This is a genomic window from Actinomadura sp. NPDC048394 (assembly GCF_040651755.1).
Lineage (GTDB): Bacteria > Actinomycetota > Actinomycetes > Streptosporangiales > Streptosporangiaceae > Spirillospora > Spirillospora montaniterrae.
In genome coordinates, this window is sequence record NZ_JBEZJL010000002.1 from 102179 (window position 1) to 116743 (window position 14565).

A 14565-nucleotide genomic window follows, 5' to 3' on the forward strand; every position below is an offset into this window, starting at 1 on the left:
GGTCAGCTCCATGTGAACAGCTCGGCCCCCTTGACGACCTCGCCCGCCTCGACGACGTCCGACAGCGCGTCGGCGCCGGCGTCCAGCGCCACCACGGCGCAGATCGGCGAGCGGCCGCCCGCCTCGATGACGGCGGGGTCCCAGGCGACGACCCGCTGGCCGGCGGTGACCTGGTCGCCCTCGGCGACCAGCAGCTCGAACCCCTGGCCCTTGAGCTTGACGGTGTCGATGCCGAGGTGCACGAGGACGCCGTGCTCCTCCTCGTCCACCACCACGTAGGCGTGCGGGTGCAGCTTGACGATCTTGCCGGTGACCGGGGCGATGGCGTGGCCGGGGCCGCGCTCGGGGTCGACGGCGGTGCCCGGGCCGACCATGGCCTGGGCGAACACCGGGTCCGGGACGCCGGCGAGGCCGACGACCCGGCCGGCGACCGGGGACAGTACTCGGGTCATGAGCGGGGGTTTCCTTCGGGTCAGTCGAGGATGTCCTCGATGTCGCTGGCGATGGTGTCGGCCTCCGGGCCGACGACGACCTGCACGACGGTGCCGCTGCGCATGACGCCGAACGCGCCGGCCTTCTTCAGCGCCGCCTCGTCGACCTTGCCGCCGTCGGAGACCTCGGTGCGCAGCCGGGTCGCGCAGGGCTCGATCTCCACGATGTTGTCGGCGCCGCCCAGCGCGGCGACGATGGCCTCGGCCTTGTCCATGTCGTTCTCTTCTCTCGGTGCGTCCGGTCAGTCCGTCTGGGTGACCTTGTTGAGGCCGCGCGGGACGTCGGGGTCGACGCCGAGCCGGCGGGCCAGGTTCTCGACCATGATCTGGCCGGGGACGATGAGGCCCAGCGGCGCCACCCATTCGGGCAGCCCCGGGCCGGGCAGCGCGGCGGTGCAGGCCCGCGCCAGCCCGTCGCCGCCGCCGACGCCGAACGCCCTGGCGCCGGCGCTCTCGACGCGGCGGGCCAGCGCGATCGTGCCGGGCAGCGTCGGGCCGGAGTCGGCCGCGACGAGCAGCGCGGGGGTCTGCTCGTCGACCACGGCGATCGGGCCGTGCAGCAGGTCGGCGTAGGACAGGCCCATGGCGTGCAGGTAGCACGCCTCCTTGATCTTCAGCGCGAGCTCCAGCGCGGTGCCGAACGCGATGCCGCGCCCGGACACGACCGCGCCGGGGACCTTCGCCAGCTCCTCGACGATCGCGGGCAGCGCCGGGGACGCCTCGGTCTCCGCGATCATCCGCGCGACCTCGTCGGGGACGCGGCGCAGGTCGTCGACGGCGACGTCGGCGCCGAGCCCGAGGCCGAGCACCGACAGCGCGGCGAGCTGGGTGGTGTAGGTCTTGGTGGCGGGGACGGCGATCTCGTCGCCCGCCTCGGTGATCAGCGCGACCTCGGCGGCCTCCGCGAGCGGCGAGCCGGCGCCGTTGGTGACGGCGACGGTGCGGGCGCCGCAGTCCCTCGCCCAGTCGAGGGTCTCGACGATCTCCTCTGTCTTGCCGGACTGGCTGATCGCGACGGCGAGCACGCCGGACAGGTCCAGGCGCCGCTTGTAGGTCGTCGCGATGGACGGGGCGGCGAGGGTGGCGAGCCGCCCGGCGTGCGACTCCACCAGGTAGCGGCCGTACACGGCGGCGTTGTCGGACGAGCCGCGCGCGATGAACAGCACCTGCCGCGTCTCGCGGGCGAGCGCCCCGATGTCGGGCGTGCGCGGCAGCAGCGCGTCGATCGTCCGGCGCAGCGCGTCGGGCTGCTCACCGATCTCGGCGCGCATCAGACTGGTCATGATCCCCCTCCGAAGAGTTCCTGCCCGTTGATCCAGGTCGTACGCGCCCGGTGGTCCGGCCCGAGCCAGACGAGGTCGGCGGCCGCGCCGGGCGCGATGCGGCCGAGGTCGGGGCGGCCGATGAGGTCGGCCGGGACGCGGGTGGCGGCGTCGACCGCGACGGCCGGGTCGAGGCCGAGGCCGATCGCGTTGCCGACCGCCTCGTCGAGGCGCAGGCCGGAGCCGGCGATGGTGCCGTCGGCGCGCAGCGGCGGGCCCTGCTCGGGCATGGTGATCGGCTCGCCGCCCAGCTCGTAGGTGCCGGGCGGCATCCCGGCGGCGGACGCGGCGTCGGTGACGAGCACGACGCGTCCCGCGGCGGCGCGGAACACCAGCCGGGCCGCCTCCGGGCCGACGTGGTGCAGGTCGAGGATGAGGCCGGGGTGCAGCCGGTCGTCGATGAGCGCCTGGACGGCCACGCCGGGGTCGCGGTGGTGGACGCCGCTCTGCGCGTTGAAGATGTGGGTGACCTTGCGGGCGCCGGCGCCGGCCGCGGCGGCGGTCTGCGCGGCGGTCGCGTCGCTGTGCCCCACGCTGACCAGCACCCCGGCATCGGTGAGGCGGCGGATCGCGGCGAGCGCGCCGTTCCGCTCGGGCGCGAGGGTGACGAGCTTGACGAGCCCGGTCTCCAGCAGCGTCTCGATCGCCTCGGGCGTCGGGTCGGTGAGGTGCGCGGCGTTGTGCGCGCCCTTGCGCTTCTCGGAGAGGAACGGCCCCTCCAGGTGGACGCCGAGCACGCGCGCGCCGGGCGGCAGCTTGGGCAGCAGGTCGCGGGTGCGGCGCAGCGCCTCGGCCTGCGTCGCGACGGGGGCGGTGATGAACGTGGGCAGGAACGAGGTCACGCCCGTCTCGGGGAGCCGGGTGACGACCTCGCGCCAGCCGGTCTCGCCGGCGTCCACCATGTCGTGGCCGAAGAAGCCGTTGACCTGGAGGTCGACCAGACCGGGGGCGAGCAGCCCGTCCGCCAGGTGCACGTCGGCGCCCGGCGGGACGCCCTCGCCCGCATCGGTGATGACACCGTCCTCGACGCGGACGTATCCCGGGGAGACGACGCGGGTAGGACCGTCCGCGGGGGTCATGATCACGCGCTCCGCGGTGATCAGCAGTGATGCCATGGGGGTGCACTCTCCGTGATGCGACCGGCCGCCGCCTGCGCGGCGAACTGGTCTAGTCCGGACTAGACCAGTACGCACCATACTCCACGAATCGGATGGAGCTAAAGATGTCGGCCCGAACTCATCCGGGATCGGCCCGGGACGCCTGGTCGGCGACGTTCGCGGTGCTGCAGCGGATCGGCCGCAGCCTCATGCTGCCGATCGCGGTGCTGCCCGCCGCCGGGATCCTGCTCCGCCTCGGCCAGCCCGACCTGCTCGGCGCGGACGGGCTCGGCGCCGACCGGGTCGCCGAGGTGTTCGCCGCCGCCGGCGGCGCGCTGCTGGACAACCTCGCGATCCTGTTCGCGGTCGGCGTCGCGATCGGGTTCGCGAAGAAGTCCGACGGCTCCACGGCGCTCGCCGCCGTGGCCGCCTACCTCGTCTTCGACCGCGTCTCCAAGACGATGTTCGCGCACAGCTCGGCGTTGAAGGACAGCGTCGTCCAGCTCGTCCGGCAGGAGGACGGCTCCCTCAAGGAGACGATCGGGTACGGGCTCATCAACCCGACGCAGGTCATCGGCGGCATCGCGGTCGGGCTCATGGTCGCGCTGCTGTACCAGCGGTTCTACCGGATCAAGCTGCCGTCGTGGCTGGCGTTCTTCGGCGGCCGCCGGTTCGTCCCGATCGTCAGCGCCGCCGCCGCGCTCGTCCTCGGCGTCGTCGTCGGGCTGATCTGGCCGACGCTCGGCGGGTGGATCAACGACTTCGGCGACTGGATCACCGGCGCGGGCGCGGCTGGCGCGGGCGTCTACGGGGTGGCGAACCGGCTGCTGCTCCCGTTCGGCCTGCACCACATCCTCAACTCGCTGATCTGGTTCGTGTTCGGGTCGTACAAGGGCCCGCAGGGCGTCGTGCACGGCGAGATCAACCGGTATTTGGCGGGCGACCCGCACGCCGGGACGTTCCTCGCCGGGTTCTTCCCCGTGCTGATGTTCGGGCTGCCCGGCGCGGCGCTGGCGATCTGGCGGTGCGCCGAACCGGACCGGCGCGGCGCCGTCGGCGGGCTGATGATCTCCGCGGCGCTGACCGCGTTCGTCTGCGGCGTGACCGAGCCGATCGAGTTCTCGTTCATGTTCGTCGCGCCGCTGCTGTACGGGATCCACGTCGTGCTGACCGGCGTCTCGATGTACCTGCTCGCGGCGGCGCACGCGCAGCTCGGGTTCAGTTTCTCCGCCGGGCTGATCGACCTGCTGCTGAACGCGACCAAGAGCAACACCCGCCATCTGTGGTACGTCGTCGGGCTCGGCGTGGTCTACTTCTTCGTCTACTACCTGGTCTTCAGCTTCGTGATCAAGAAGTTCGGACTGGCGACGCCGGGCCGCGAGCCGGTCGAGGACGCGCCGCCACAGGCCCGCCCGGACGCCCCGCCGGAGCCCGCCACATGAGCCCTGACCTGCACGTTCACCTGATCTTGCCGCCCCGGGGCCGTGACCCGGTCGTTACGGTTCTGTGCATTGACACGACTTTCTATGATGTGGTCTAGTCCGGCCTAGACCAGTACGAACCAAGTCGATTCACGCGTCACCCCATCATTCCCGTCAATCCCGTCGATACGGCCGCAGAGGCCATCGAGGACACCCCCAGTGACGACCATCGATCCGCACAGCCCCGTCCCGAAGTACTTCCAGCTGCGCGCCATCCTGCTCGACCTCATCGAGAGCGCCGAGCTGCCCGTCGACGCCCCGATCCCCTCGGAGCGCGAGCTGTGCGTGCGGTACGGGCTGTCCCGCATGACCGTCCGGCAGGGCGTCGACCAGCTCGTGTCGGAGGGGCGGCTGTACCGCGTCCCCGGCAAGGGCACCTTCGTCGCCCGGCCCAAGATCGAGATGCCGCTGCGGCTCGTCTCGTTCACCGAGGACATGCTCGCGCGCGGGCTGCGGCCCGGCGCCGTCGACCTGGACCGCCGCACCGTCCCCGCGGACGCCCGGCTGGCCCGGATCTTCGAGGTCGAGCCCGGCACCGAGATCCACGTGATCGAGCGGCTGCGCACCGCCGACGGCGATCCCATGGCGCTCGAACGCGCGCACATCCTCGCCTCCCTCGCCCCCGACCTGCTGGACCGCCGCCTCGCCGACCGCTCCCTGTACGGCGTCCTCGAAGCGGTGTACGGGCTGGTCTTCGACGCCGGCGACCAGACCATCGACGCCAGCCTCGCGGACGCGGCCGACGCCAAGCACCTGCAGATCCCCAAGGGCAGCGCCGTGCTGCTCCTGCAGCGCCGCTCCTACACCGGCGGCGTCTGCGCCGAGCTGGGCGTGTCCACCTACCGGGCGGACCGCTACCAGATCCACACGGCACTCGGAAATCCCCCGCCGCACTCCTGACACACCCCTGAGGAGGGACCTCCCGATGACTTCGACCACCGTGGACGCCGCGCCGCGGCGGGGGTCGCGCGCCCTCGCGGTGCTGCAGCGGATCGGCCGCAGCCTCATGCTGCCGATCGCCGTGCTGCCCGCCGCCGCGCTGCTGCTCCGCTTCGGCCAGCCGGACATGCTCGGCAAGGACGGCCTCGGCTGGATCCGGGTCGCCGAGGTCGTCGGCGGCGCCGGCCAGGCCCTGTTCGACCACCTGCCGCTGCTGTTCGCGGTCGGCGTCGCGATCGGCTTCGCCAAGAAGTCCGACGGCTCCACCGCGCTCGCCGCCGTCGTCGGCTACCTGGTCTTCGACCAGGTCACCAAGATCATGTTCTCGCACTCGGCCGACCTCAAGGGCCAGGTGCTGATCACCAAGGTGACCGACGGGACCGCCGCGCCGGCCATCGACTTCGGCGCCAAGAACCCGACGGACGTGCTCGGCGGCATCCTCATCGGCGTCGTCGCCGCACTGCTCTACCAGCGCTTCTACCGGGTGAAGCTGCCCACCTACCTGGCGTTCTTCGGCGGCCGCCGGTTCGTCCCGATCGTCACCGCGCTCGCCGCGCTGGTCCTCGGCGTGCTGATCGGCTTCATCTGGCCGGTGTTCGGCGGCTGGCTCACCGACTTCGGCAACTGGATCACCGGCGCGGGCGCCGCGGGCGCCGGCATCTACGGCGTCGTCAACCGGCTGCTGCTGCCGTTCGGCCTGCACCACATCCCGAACTCGCTCATCTGGTTCGTGTTCGGCTCCTACAACGGCCCGGACGGCGTCGTGCACGGCGAGATCAACCGGTACCTCGCCGGCGACCCGCACTCGGGCGGCTTCCTCGCCGGGTTCTTCCCGGTGCTGATGTTCGGCCTGCCCGGCGCCGCGCTCGCGATGTGGCGCGCCGCGCCCCCGCACCGCCGCTCCGCGGTCGGCGGCATCATGATCTCCGCCGCGCTCACCGCGTTCGTCACCGGCGTCACCGAGCCGATCGAGTTCGCGTTCATGTTCGTCGCGCCCGTGCTGTACGCGGTGCACGTCGTCCTCACCGGCGTCTCGATGGCGATCCTCAACGCCGCCGGGGCCCAGCTCGGCTTCGGCTTCTCGGCGGGCGGCATCGACATGCTGCTGAACGCGTCGAAGGACAACACCAAGGGGCTCCCGCTCATCATCGGCATGGGCATCCTCTATTTCGTCATCTACTACTTCCTGTTCAAGTTCCTGATCGTGAAGTTCAACTTCGCGACGCCGGGACGGGAACCGGAGGACGTGGAGTCCGTCGCCGCCGACCCGGGCTCGAACCCGGAACTGGCGGGCGGCGGGAAGAAGCCGTCCCGCCGCCGCAAGCCGGACGCGCAGGAGGCCGAACCCGCCGAGTCCCCGTCCCCGACGACCAGCTGACCTGCATCGTCGCCCCATCAACGGCGGCGGGACGCTCTTTCCGGAGCGCCCGCCGCCGTTCCATTCGCCAGGCAAGCCGTTCTGCTGTCGCGCGATCATCCGCTCCCGCACGCAAGCCGTTCTGCTTCCGCGCACGCCGTCTGCTTCCACGCAAGCCGTTCGCTTCCGCGCGGGCCATCCGCTTCCGCGTAGCTGTTCTGGGTCCGCGCGGGCCCTCCGCTTGCGTTCGAAAAGACGCCCCACCCGCCCGGGGGCGGACCTCGCTACCGCCCAAGTCAACCCCTCGCCGGCCTCCACCGCCTACAGAACCCCGTTCTGTGGATAACCCCGTCCCAGACGGCCGTCTGAGCAGCCACGACAGGGCGCCGGCGGACGGCCGGCTCGGCAAAAGTGGCCGCACCCGGCCATGGATGTATTTATTCGCCGCCTCGCGACTCCAGTTCAAAAACGAGTCGGGAGGTTCTCGATGCGTCACCGTCCAGCCAAGCGTCCTGCGGTCCGGGTCGTCCCATACCGCGCCGTTCCGTCACGCACCGTTCCGCCACGCGCCGTGCCGTCACAGCGGACGGACGGTGCCCTCGCCCTCAACCCCGCCCAGGCGAGTGCGAGGCAGCGAGCCGCATCGTCCGAGCAGAAGCCCGAGGCTCCACCGGGCAGCGTTGTGCGGCCGGTTCATCGAGCGACGCCGGGGCCCCTGCGGGTGGTACGGCCCGGGGACGGGGTCGAGGCGGAGGTCCGGGCCGTCGCCGACACCACGCTGCGGATCGTCGTCGAAGTACTCGCCGGGACGCGACCGCCGCACCAGCTGTCGCTGGTAGCGGTGCCGGCGGTGTGCCGCGGCCTCGCGCCGCACCGCCGCGCGGTCCCCGGAGGGCGGCGGATCGTCCCGCCGCGGGTGCTGTCCAGCCGGTTCCAGCGGCCGTCCCCCACCGTCGCCGAGACGTCCGCCGTGGTCGTCGTCGCGGGACGCGTGCACGCCGTCGCGCTGCGCCTCCAGCACCTGCGCGGACGGTGGCGCTGCACGGCCGTCGAGACCACCGCCCCCTGACAGAGCCCCGGAACGCGTCGAGGCGGCCTCCCCGACATCCGGGAGGCCGCCTCGTCAGCGCGTGACCCTACTTCTTGTTGCGCGGGTCGCCGTGGCAGCGCTTGAACTTCTTGCCGGAACCGCACGGGCACGGGTCGTTGCGGTTCACGCCCGCGTACTCGTCGTCCGCCTCCTCGGTGTGGTGCTCCACGCCGCCCTCACCGTCGACGGTCGGCGCCGAGTAGTCCAGCTTCTTCGGACGCTTCGGCTCGTCGAGGCCCTTGGCGTGGATGACCGGCTCCTCGTCGGCCTCCGCCTCCACCGGGACGTCGTCGACCGGCTCCGCCTCCCCGGCGGCCGGGGCGGTCTTCGCGACCGACACCGGCTTCGCGCCGACCTGCGGGGCCTCCGGCTGCTCCTCCACCTCGACCTCGAGGTTGAACAGGTAGCCGACCGACTCCTCCTTGATGCCGTCGAGCATCGCGTTGAACATGTCGTAGCCCTCGCGCTGGTACTCCACCAGCGGGTCGCGCTGCGCCATGGCCCGCAGGCCGATGCCCTCCTGCAGATAGTCCATCTCGTACAGGTGCTCGCGCCACTTGCGGTCCAGCACCGACAGCACGACGCGGCGCTCCAGCTCCCGCATGACCTCGGGGCCGAGCTCCTCCTCGCGCTTGTCGTACGCCTCCTGCGCGTCGTCGCGGATCTTCGCGGCGAGCGTCTCCGCGTCCAGGCCCGAGATGTCGCCGCCCGCCTCGTCCTCGACGAGCTGGTCGACGGTGAGGCTGATCGGGTACAGCTGCTTGAACGCCTTCCACAGCTTCTCGAGGTCCCAGTCCTCGGCGAAGCCCTCGTTGGTGGCGCCCGCGACGTAGCCCGCGACGACCTCGTCGATCATCCGGCGGACCTGGTCGTGCAGGTCCTCGCCCTCCAGCACCTTGCGGCGCTCGGCGTAGATGACCTTGCGCTGCCGGTTCAGCACCTCGTCGTACTTCAGGACGTTCTTGCGCATCTCGAAGTTCTGCTGCTCGACCTGGCTCTGCGCCGAGCGGATCGCGTTCGAGACGATCTTGGACTCGATCGGCACGTCGTCCGGGATGTTCAGGCGCGTCATGATCGCCTCGACCCGGGCCGAGTTGAACAGCCGCATCAGGTCGTCCTCCAGCGACAGGTAGAACCGGGACTCGCCCGGGTCGCCCTGCCGGCCGGACCGGCCGCGCAGCTGGTTGTCGATGCGCCGCGACTCGTGCCGCTCGGTCGCGAGCACGTACAGGCCGCCGATCTCGACGACCTCCTCGTGCTCGCCCTTCACGGCCTCCTTGGCCTTCTCCAGCGCCTCCGGCCAGGCCGCCTCGTACTCCTCCGGAGTCTCCAGCGGCGACAGCCCGCGCTGGTGCAGCTCCAGGTCCGCGCGGAAGTCGGGGTTGCCGCCGAGCATGATGTCGGTGCCGCGGCCCGCCATGTTCGTCGCGACGGTGACGCCGCCCTTGCGGCCCGCCTCCGCGACGATCGCCGACTCCTGCTCGTGGTGCTTGGCGTTCAGCACCTGGTGCGGGATCCCGCGCCGCTTGAGCATCTTGCTCAGCTTCTCGGACTTCTCCACCGACGTCGTGCCGACCAGGACCGGCTGGCCCTTCTCGTGCCGCTCGGCGATGTCGTCGACCACGGCCTCGAACTTGGCCTGCTCGGTCTTGTAGACGACGTCCGCGACGTCCTGGCGGATCATCGGCTTGTTCGTCGGGATCGGCACCACGCCGATCTTGTAGGTCTTGTTGAACTCCGCCGCCTCGGTCTCGGCGGTACCGGTCATCCCGGACAGCTTGCCGTAGAGGCGGAAGTAGTTCTGCAGGGTGATCGTGGCGAGCGTCTGGTTCTCGTCCTTGATCGCCACGCCCTCTTTGGCCTCGATGGCCTGGTGCATGCCCTCGTTGTAGCGGCGGCCGTGCAGGATGCGGCCGGTGAACTCGTCGACGATCAGGACCTCGCCGTTCATGACGACGTAGTCCTTGTCGCGCTTGTACAGCTCCTTGGCCTTCAGCGCGTTGTTGAGGAAGCTCACCAGCGGCGTGTTCACCGAGTCGTAGAGGTTGTCGATGCCGAGGTAGTCCTCGACCTTCTCCACGCCGGACTCGGTGATGCCGACCGTGCGCTTCTTCTCGTTGACCTCGTAGTCGCCGGGGCCGTACTCGTCGACCTGCCCGGCGGTGCTCACCAGCTCCGCCCGCTTCAGCCGCGGGACGATCTTGGCGAACTCCGAGTACCACTTGGAGTTCTGCTCGGCCGGACCGGAGATGATCAGCGGCGTCCGGGCCTCGTCGATGAGGATCGAGTCGACCTCGTCCACGATCGCGAAGTTGTGCCCCCGCTGGACGCACTCCTCCAGGCTCCACGCCATGTTGTCGCGCAGGTAGTCGAACCCGAACTCGTTGTTCGTCCCGTAGGTGATGTCGGCGTTGTAGGCCACGCGGCGCTCGTCCGGGGTCATCTGCGGGAGGATGACGCCGACCTCGAGGCCGAGGAACTGGTGGACGCGGCCCATCCACTCGGCGTCGCGCTTGGCCAGGTAGTCGTTCACCGTGACCACGTGCACGCCCTCGCCGGACAGCGCGTTCAGGTACGCCGGGAGTACACAGGTCAGGGTCTTGCCCTCACCCGTCTTCATCTCCGCGATGTTGCCCATGTGCAGCGCCGCGCCGCCCATGATCTGGACGTCGTAGTGGCGCTGGCCGAGGACCCGCTTGGCGGCCTCCCGGGCGGTCGCGAACGCCTCGGGGAGCAGGTCGTCGAGGGACTCCCCCTCGGCGATGCGCTCGCGGTACTTGTCGGTCAGCTCACGCAACTCGGCGTCGGACATGTCGACGAAGTCTTCTTCGATCGAGTTGACCTGATCCGCGAGCTTCTTGAGCTTGCGCAGAATTTTTCCCTCGCCCGCACGAAGGATCTTATCGATGACTGGCGGCACTCTCGAAGGCTCCTTGCAGATCGTGGTTCACCGCTCCCGGCGGCACGCACACCACTCGTACGATGCCCATCGTAGGCGAGACCCAGAATGGTCTAGGTCACTCCGCAGCGCAATCCACGGCCCGTCCCGTTTGACGGACGGGGCCGGGGAGAAGATCTGAGGCACCATCGGAGGGAGGCTCAATGTCCGAAGAGTCGCACGGGTCCCACGCCGGCCGGCCGAGTTCCTGGGTCGCCGTCACGATCATCTTCATCGGCTTCGTGGTGGGCGGTGTCGCGCTCTGCAACGGCCCCATGTGGATCATGTTCTGGGTCGGTGTCGGGATCATCGTCCTCGGCCTGCTCGCCAGCTGGGCGGTCCACCTGTTCTCCGACGTGGTGCTGGACGCGCCGCGGGTGATCCCCGAGATCGTCGACTACACGCTCTTCGGCTCGCGCAGCGCGAAGCGGCGCGGCGGCGACGCCGGCGAGATCCTCGACCGCCCCACCGCCACCGACCCCCAGCAAACCCCCCACGGCTGACCGCCCACCCTTGCCTCCCGGGTCAGGCGGGGCCGGTTTTTAGGGCGGCGTCTATGAGGGTGCGGTCGATGCCGTCCGGGACGATCCGCTCGACGCGGACGTCGTCGCAGCCGACCCACGCCGCCGCACGCCACAGTGCCGTGGCCAGCGCCGCGGCGGACGCCTCGACGCGGCCGGCGGTCCTGGTGGCCCACGGCTCGAACGACACCTGGCGGGCGACGAGGGTGCCGCCCTCCCGTGCCGGGTCGACCCGGCCGAGCAGGCGCCCGCCGGCCAGCAGCGGCATCGCGAAGTACCCGTGGACGCGCTTGTCCTTCGGGACGTACGCCTCCAGCCGGTGGTCGAACCCGAACACGCGGGACGTCCGCGCCCGGTCCCACACCAGCGAGTCGAACGGCGACAGCAGCGTGGTGGCGTGCCGTCCGCGCGCCGGGGCGGCGAGGGCCTCCGGGTCGGCCCAGGCCTGCTGCTTCCAGCCCGCCACCTTCACCGGGACGAGCCCGGCCGCCTCGACGACCGCCGCCACCTGGTCCTGCTTGAGCCGGTAGTAGTCGGCGAGGTCGCCGCGCGTCGCCACGCCGAGCGCCCGCCCCGACCGGGCGACGAGGGCCGTCAGGCACGCCTCGTCGTCCGGGTCCTGCGCGAGCAGCTCCGCGGGGACGGCCCGTTCCGCGAGGTCGTAGACCCGCCGCCAGCCCACCCGCTCGACGCACACGGCCTCGCCGATGTCGAGCAGCCACTCGATGCCGATCTTGTGCTCGCTCCAGTCCCACCATTCGGCGCTGGCCTTGGCGCCGCCGAGCTCCTTCGTGGTCAGCGGGCCGTCGGAGCGCAGCCGGGCCCGGATCTCGTCGCAGACCCCTTCGGGGACCTTGTGCCAGCGCCAGCCCCGCCGCAGGTAGGCGCGGCGGCGGAACGCGAACAGCGGCCAGTCGCGCATCGGGAGGATCGACGCCGCGTGCGCCCAGTACTCGAACGCGCCGAACGAGCCGTTCCCCCAGTAGGCGGTCTCGATCGCGCCGCGCCCGACGGGCCCCAGGCGCGCGTACGGCACCAGCTCGTGCGACCGCGCCAGCACCGAGATGGTGTCGAGCTGGACGGCGCCGAGCCGTTCCAGCATGCCCGTCACGCCGCCTCTCGGCCGCGCGCCCAGGAACCCCTGGGCGCGCAACTGGAGCCGCCGTGCCTCGTCCGCGCTGAGCTCTGCCTCGACCACGCCCGCGATGCTAGGCCACAACACCGACAAAACCACATTGCCGGTAACCGGCCTCCGGTCAGGTGATCTCGAGGAGCTTCTCGCGGACGGCGTAGACGACCGCCTCCATGCGCGAGTGGAGCTGGAGCTTCTCGAGGATGTTGCGGACGTGGTTCTTCACCGTGTTCTCGGAGATGAACAGCTCCCGCGCGATCTCCCGGTTGCCGAGACCGCGGGCGACGAGCCGCAGCACCTCCATCTCGCGCTCGGTGAGGCGGGGCGCTGGGACCTGCTGGGTGCGCTCCTCGCTCCGCTTGGCGAGCGAGGCGAACTCGGTGATCAGCTTGGACGCCATCGACGGGCTGATCAGCGACTGTCCGCCGTGCACGGCGCGGACCGCCTGCGGGACCTCGTCGATCGAGATCTCCTTGAGCAGGTAGCCGCTGGCCCCGGCCTTGATCGCTTCGAAGAGGTCCTCCTCCTCGTCGCTGATCGTCAGCATCACGATCTTGGCGCTGGGCGCCGCGTCCTTGATCGCGGTGCACGCCTCGATGCCGCTGCGGCGGGGCATCCGGATGTCCATCAGCACCACGTCGGGCAGCAGGTCGCCGGCCATCTCGACCGCCTCGTGGCCGTCGCCGCCCTCGCCGATGACCTCGATGTCGTCCTCGGCCTGCAGCACCATCTCCAGGCCTCGGCGGAACAGCGCGTGGTCGTCGACGATGAGCACGCGGATCGGATCGGCCGCATCGCCCGGCCGCGCGGCCCGCCGCTCGGCGGGGGTGGCGGCGGCGCCGCCCTGCCGGGGCACCGTCACGGCTTCGCGAGCCTCGGGATTCTCGCTCACCTGAGTCGCGGCGTGGAGGAGACGCCGCTTCCCCCCTTCACTGTCAGTGATCTGAAACTACCGGAGGGTCGGGGCTCCAGGGTCGCCCCCGGAGTTCTTCGCGGGGCCCGGGGTCGCCCCCGGAACGGTCGGGCCGGGACCGCCCCGGCGCGATGCCGGCGGCGGCAACGCCCCTCAGCCCCTACGTTACGGGGTTTTCCGCCGTTCCCAGCGTCTCGCGGGGCCGACGTCTCCTGACAAAATCCGGGAGGGCCGGCCGGCCCGGACGCTCCACGTCACCCCGGCGGGGTGCGCGGGCCGTCCGGGGCCGTGCCGATCCCGGTGTCGCGTCCGCGTTCTCGGGCGCCGCTCCTCACTCCTCGACGAGCCTGATCACTCCGTAGTCCCAGCCCCTTCTGCGGTAGACGACCGAGGGGTGCCCGGTGGCCTTGTCGCGGTAGAGGAAGAAGTCGTGCCCCACGAGCTCCATCTCGAAGAGCGCCTGCTCGATGCCCATCGGCTCGGCCTTGTGGAACTTCTCGCGGACGACGACGGGCCCGTCGCCCTCCATCGGGATGGGGACGATGCTCTCGTCCGCCGGCGCCCCGGTCCGCGCGTCGCCGGTCTCCTCCTCGGCGACCGCCGTCGCCGTGCGCCCGCCGCCGGACGCGGGCTCGGGAGCGGTCATCGGCGTCGGCTCGGGGAGCGGTTCCATCGTGGCGAGCTTGGCGCGGCCCTTTCCGCCGTGGGCCTTGCGGCGCCCGCAGTCGCGGCGCAACCGCGACTCCAGCTTGTCGAGCGCCAGGTCGAGGGCTCCGTAGCGGTCGTCGGCGGCGGCCTCGGCCCGGATCACCGGGCCGCGGGAGCGGATCGTGAGCTCCACACGTTCGCGCTGGTCGGCGAGCCGCGGGTTGCGTTCCTCGGACACCTCCACATCCACGCGGATGACCTTCTGGTCGAGCCGCTCGATCTTGGCCAGTTTGCTGTCGACGTGCCGACGGAACCTGTCGTTGACCTCGGTGTGCCGGCCCCTCACGATGATGTCCACGCGGGACCCCCCTTCTCCCGGTTGCGATTCACGCCCGGTCCGGGACCCCTGACGGCCCCGAACGGGCACCACAGCACGGTGGGTCGCACCCGCCCGGCCGACCTGGTCTTCGTCCCCACATCCGCCTGCTGAGGGGCTCGCGGCGCTCTCGCCACTACTGCCCTTCTCCCGGTTCGGGGGATGTCGGATCCCTCGACGGGGCAGGACTTACCTCTAAGGCGCACCGTGATCGGTCGACGAGAAGTCGCCTTACGTGGGCCGTTTCGCCTGCGCCTGGC

At 71.2% G+C, this 14565-nt stretch carries 13 protein-coding genes; 5 read left to right on the top strand and 8 right to left on the bottom strand.

Going from position 1 to position 14565, the window contains the following annotated elements:
- Positions 1–2: 2 nt before the first annotated feature.
- Genes AB0C78_RS01735 through nagA form a run of 4 tightly spaced genes read right to left on the bottom strand, consistent with a single transcriptional unit; the run spans position 3 to position 2928 of the window.
- Positions 3–452: a PTS glucose transporter subunit IIA gene (locus AB0C78_RS01735; protein WP_151538614.1), complete on the bottom strand. Its 450-nt coding sequence runs from the start codon at positions 450–452 to the stop codon at positions 3–5.
- Between the two features lie 20 nt (positions 453–472).
- The gene (locus AB0C78_RS01740; protein WP_151538615.1) at positions 473–706 is read right to left on the bottom strand and encodes a PTS glucose/sucrose transporter subunit IIB; all 234 of its coding nucleotides are present in this window, start codon (positions 704–706) and stop codon (positions 473–475) included.
- Positions 707–733: 27 nt separating this feature from the next.
- Positions 734–1774 (bottom strand): SIS domain-containing protein, encoded by a 1041-nt coding sequence (locus tag AB0C78_RS01745; RefSeq protein WP_360740592.1) that lies wholly within the window; start codon positions 1772–1774, stop codon positions 734–736.
- A complete protein-coding gene (gene nagA / locus AB0C78_RS01750; RefSeq protein WP_360740594.1) occupies positions 1771–2928 on the bottom strand; it encodes an N-acetylglucosamine-6-phosphate deacetylase in 1158 nt (385 codons plus the stop codon). The genes AB0C78_RS01745 and nagA overlap by 4 nt, the downstream gene beginning before the upstream one ends.
- Positions 2929–3035: 107 nt before the next feature.
- Here nagA and AB0C78_RS01755 point away from each other — a divergent pair, with 107 nt between their 5' ends.
- The 4 genes from AB0C78_RS01755 to AB0C78_RS01770 all read left to right on the top strand — a co-directional run bounded on the left by AB0C78_RS01755 (position 3036) and on the right by AB0C78_RS01770 (position 7756).
- On the top strand, positions 3036–4352 hold the full coding sequence (locus AB0C78_RS01755; protein ID WP_360740596.1) for a PTS transporter subunit EIIC: 1317 nt from the start codon (positions 3036–3038) through the stop codon (positions 4350–4352).
- A gap of 198 nt (positions 4353–4550) precedes the next feature.
- Positions 4551–5291, top strand: a complete 741-nt coding sequence (locus tag AB0C78_RS01760; RefSeq protein WP_151538619.1) for a GntR family transcriptional regulator — start codon at positions 4551–4553, stop codon at positions 5289–5291.
- A gap of 25 nt (positions 5292–5316) precedes the next feature.
- Positions 5317–6708: a PTS transporter subunit EIIC gene (locus tag AB0C78_RS01765; RefSeq protein ID WP_360740598.1), complete on the top strand. Its 1392-nt coding sequence runs from the start codon at positions 5317–5319 to the stop codon at positions 6706–6708.
- Positions 6709–7408: 700 nt separating this feature from the next.
- On the top strand, positions 7409–7756 hold the full coding sequence (locus AB0C78_RS01770) for an Rv3235 family protein (protein WP_360740600.1): 348 nt from the start codon (positions 7409–7411) through the stop codon (positions 7754–7756).
- 67 nt (positions 7757–7823) lie between these two features.
- Here the strand turns inward: AB0C78_RS01770 and secA are convergent, their stop codons facing one another.
- Positions 7824–10697 carry a preprotein translocase subunit SecA gene (gene secA / locus AB0C78_RS01775; protein ID WP_360740602.1) on the bottom strand — a complete coding sequence of 958 codons (2874 nt, stop codon included), beginning with the start codon at positions 10695–10697 and terminating at the stop codon, positions 7824–7826.
- A 182-nt stretch (positions 10698–10879) separates the two neighbouring features.
- Here secA and AB0C78_RS01780 point away from each other — a divergent pair, with 182 nt between their 5' ends.
- Positions 10880–11218, top strand: coding sequence for an HGxxPAAW family protein (locus AB0C78_RS01780; RefSeq protein WP_360740604.1), 339 nt, complete (start codon positions 10880–10882; stop codon positions 11216–11218).
- Positions 11219–11240: 22 nt separating this feature from the next.
- Here the strand turns inward: AB0C78_RS01780 and AB0C78_RS01785 are convergent, their stop codons facing one another.
- The 3 genes from AB0C78_RS01785 to raiA all read right to left on the bottom strand — a co-directional run bounded on the left by AB0C78_RS01785 (position 11241) and on the right by raiA (position 14287).
- A complete protein-coding gene (locus AB0C78_RS01785; RefSeq protein WP_360740606.1) occupies positions 11241–12434 on the bottom strand; it encodes a crosslink repair DNA glycosylase YcaQ family protein in 1194 nt (397 codons plus the stop codon).
- A gap of 58 nt (positions 12435–12492) precedes the next feature.
- Positions 12493–13149 carry a response regulator transcription factor gene (locus AB0C78_RS01790; protein WP_225991365.1) on the bottom strand — a complete coding sequence of 219 codons (657 nt, stop codon included), beginning with the start codon at positions 13147–13149 and terminating at the stop codon, positions 12493–12495.
- A gap of 463 nt (positions 13150–13612) precedes the next feature.
- On the bottom strand, positions 13613–14287 hold the full coding sequence (raiA, locus tag AB0C78_RS01795; protein ID WP_360740608.1) for a ribosome-associated translation inhibitor RaiA: 675 nt from the start codon (positions 14285–14287) through the stop codon (positions 13613–13615).
- Between the last annotated feature and the right edge of the window lie 278 nt (positions 14288–14565).

Bases quoted from the DNA above. Each gene is read 5' to 3' on its own strand.
- AB0C78_RS01755 (WP_360740596.1), top strand. From the start codon at position 3,036: ATGTCGGCCCGAACTCATCCGGGATCGGCCCGGGACGCCTGGTCGGCG.
- nagA (WP_360740594.1), bottom strand. From the start codon at position 2,928: ATGGCATCACTGCTGATCACCGCGGAGCGCGTGATCATGACCCCCGCG.
- AB0C78_RS01780 (WP_360740604.1), top strand. From the start codon at position 10,880: ATGTCCGAAGAGTCGCACGGGTCCCACGCCGGCCGGCCGAGTTCCTGG.
- AB0C78_RS01765 (WP_360740598.1), top strand. From the start codon at position 5,317: ATGACTTCGACCACCGTGGACGCCGCGCCGCGGCGGGGGTCGCGCGCC.
- AB0C78_RS01740 (WP_151538615.1), bottom strand. From the start codon at position 706: ATGGACAAGGCCGAGGCCATCGTCGCCGCGCTGGGCGGCGCCGACAAC.
- AB0C78_RS01735 (WP_151538614.1), bottom strand. From the start codon at position 452: ATGACCCGAGTACTGTCCCCGGTCGCCGGCCGGGTCGTCGGCCTCGCC.
- AB0C78_RS01745 (WP_360740592.1), bottom strand. From the start codon at position 1,774: ATGACCAGTCTGATGCGCGCCGAGATCGGTGAGCAGCCCGACGCGCTG.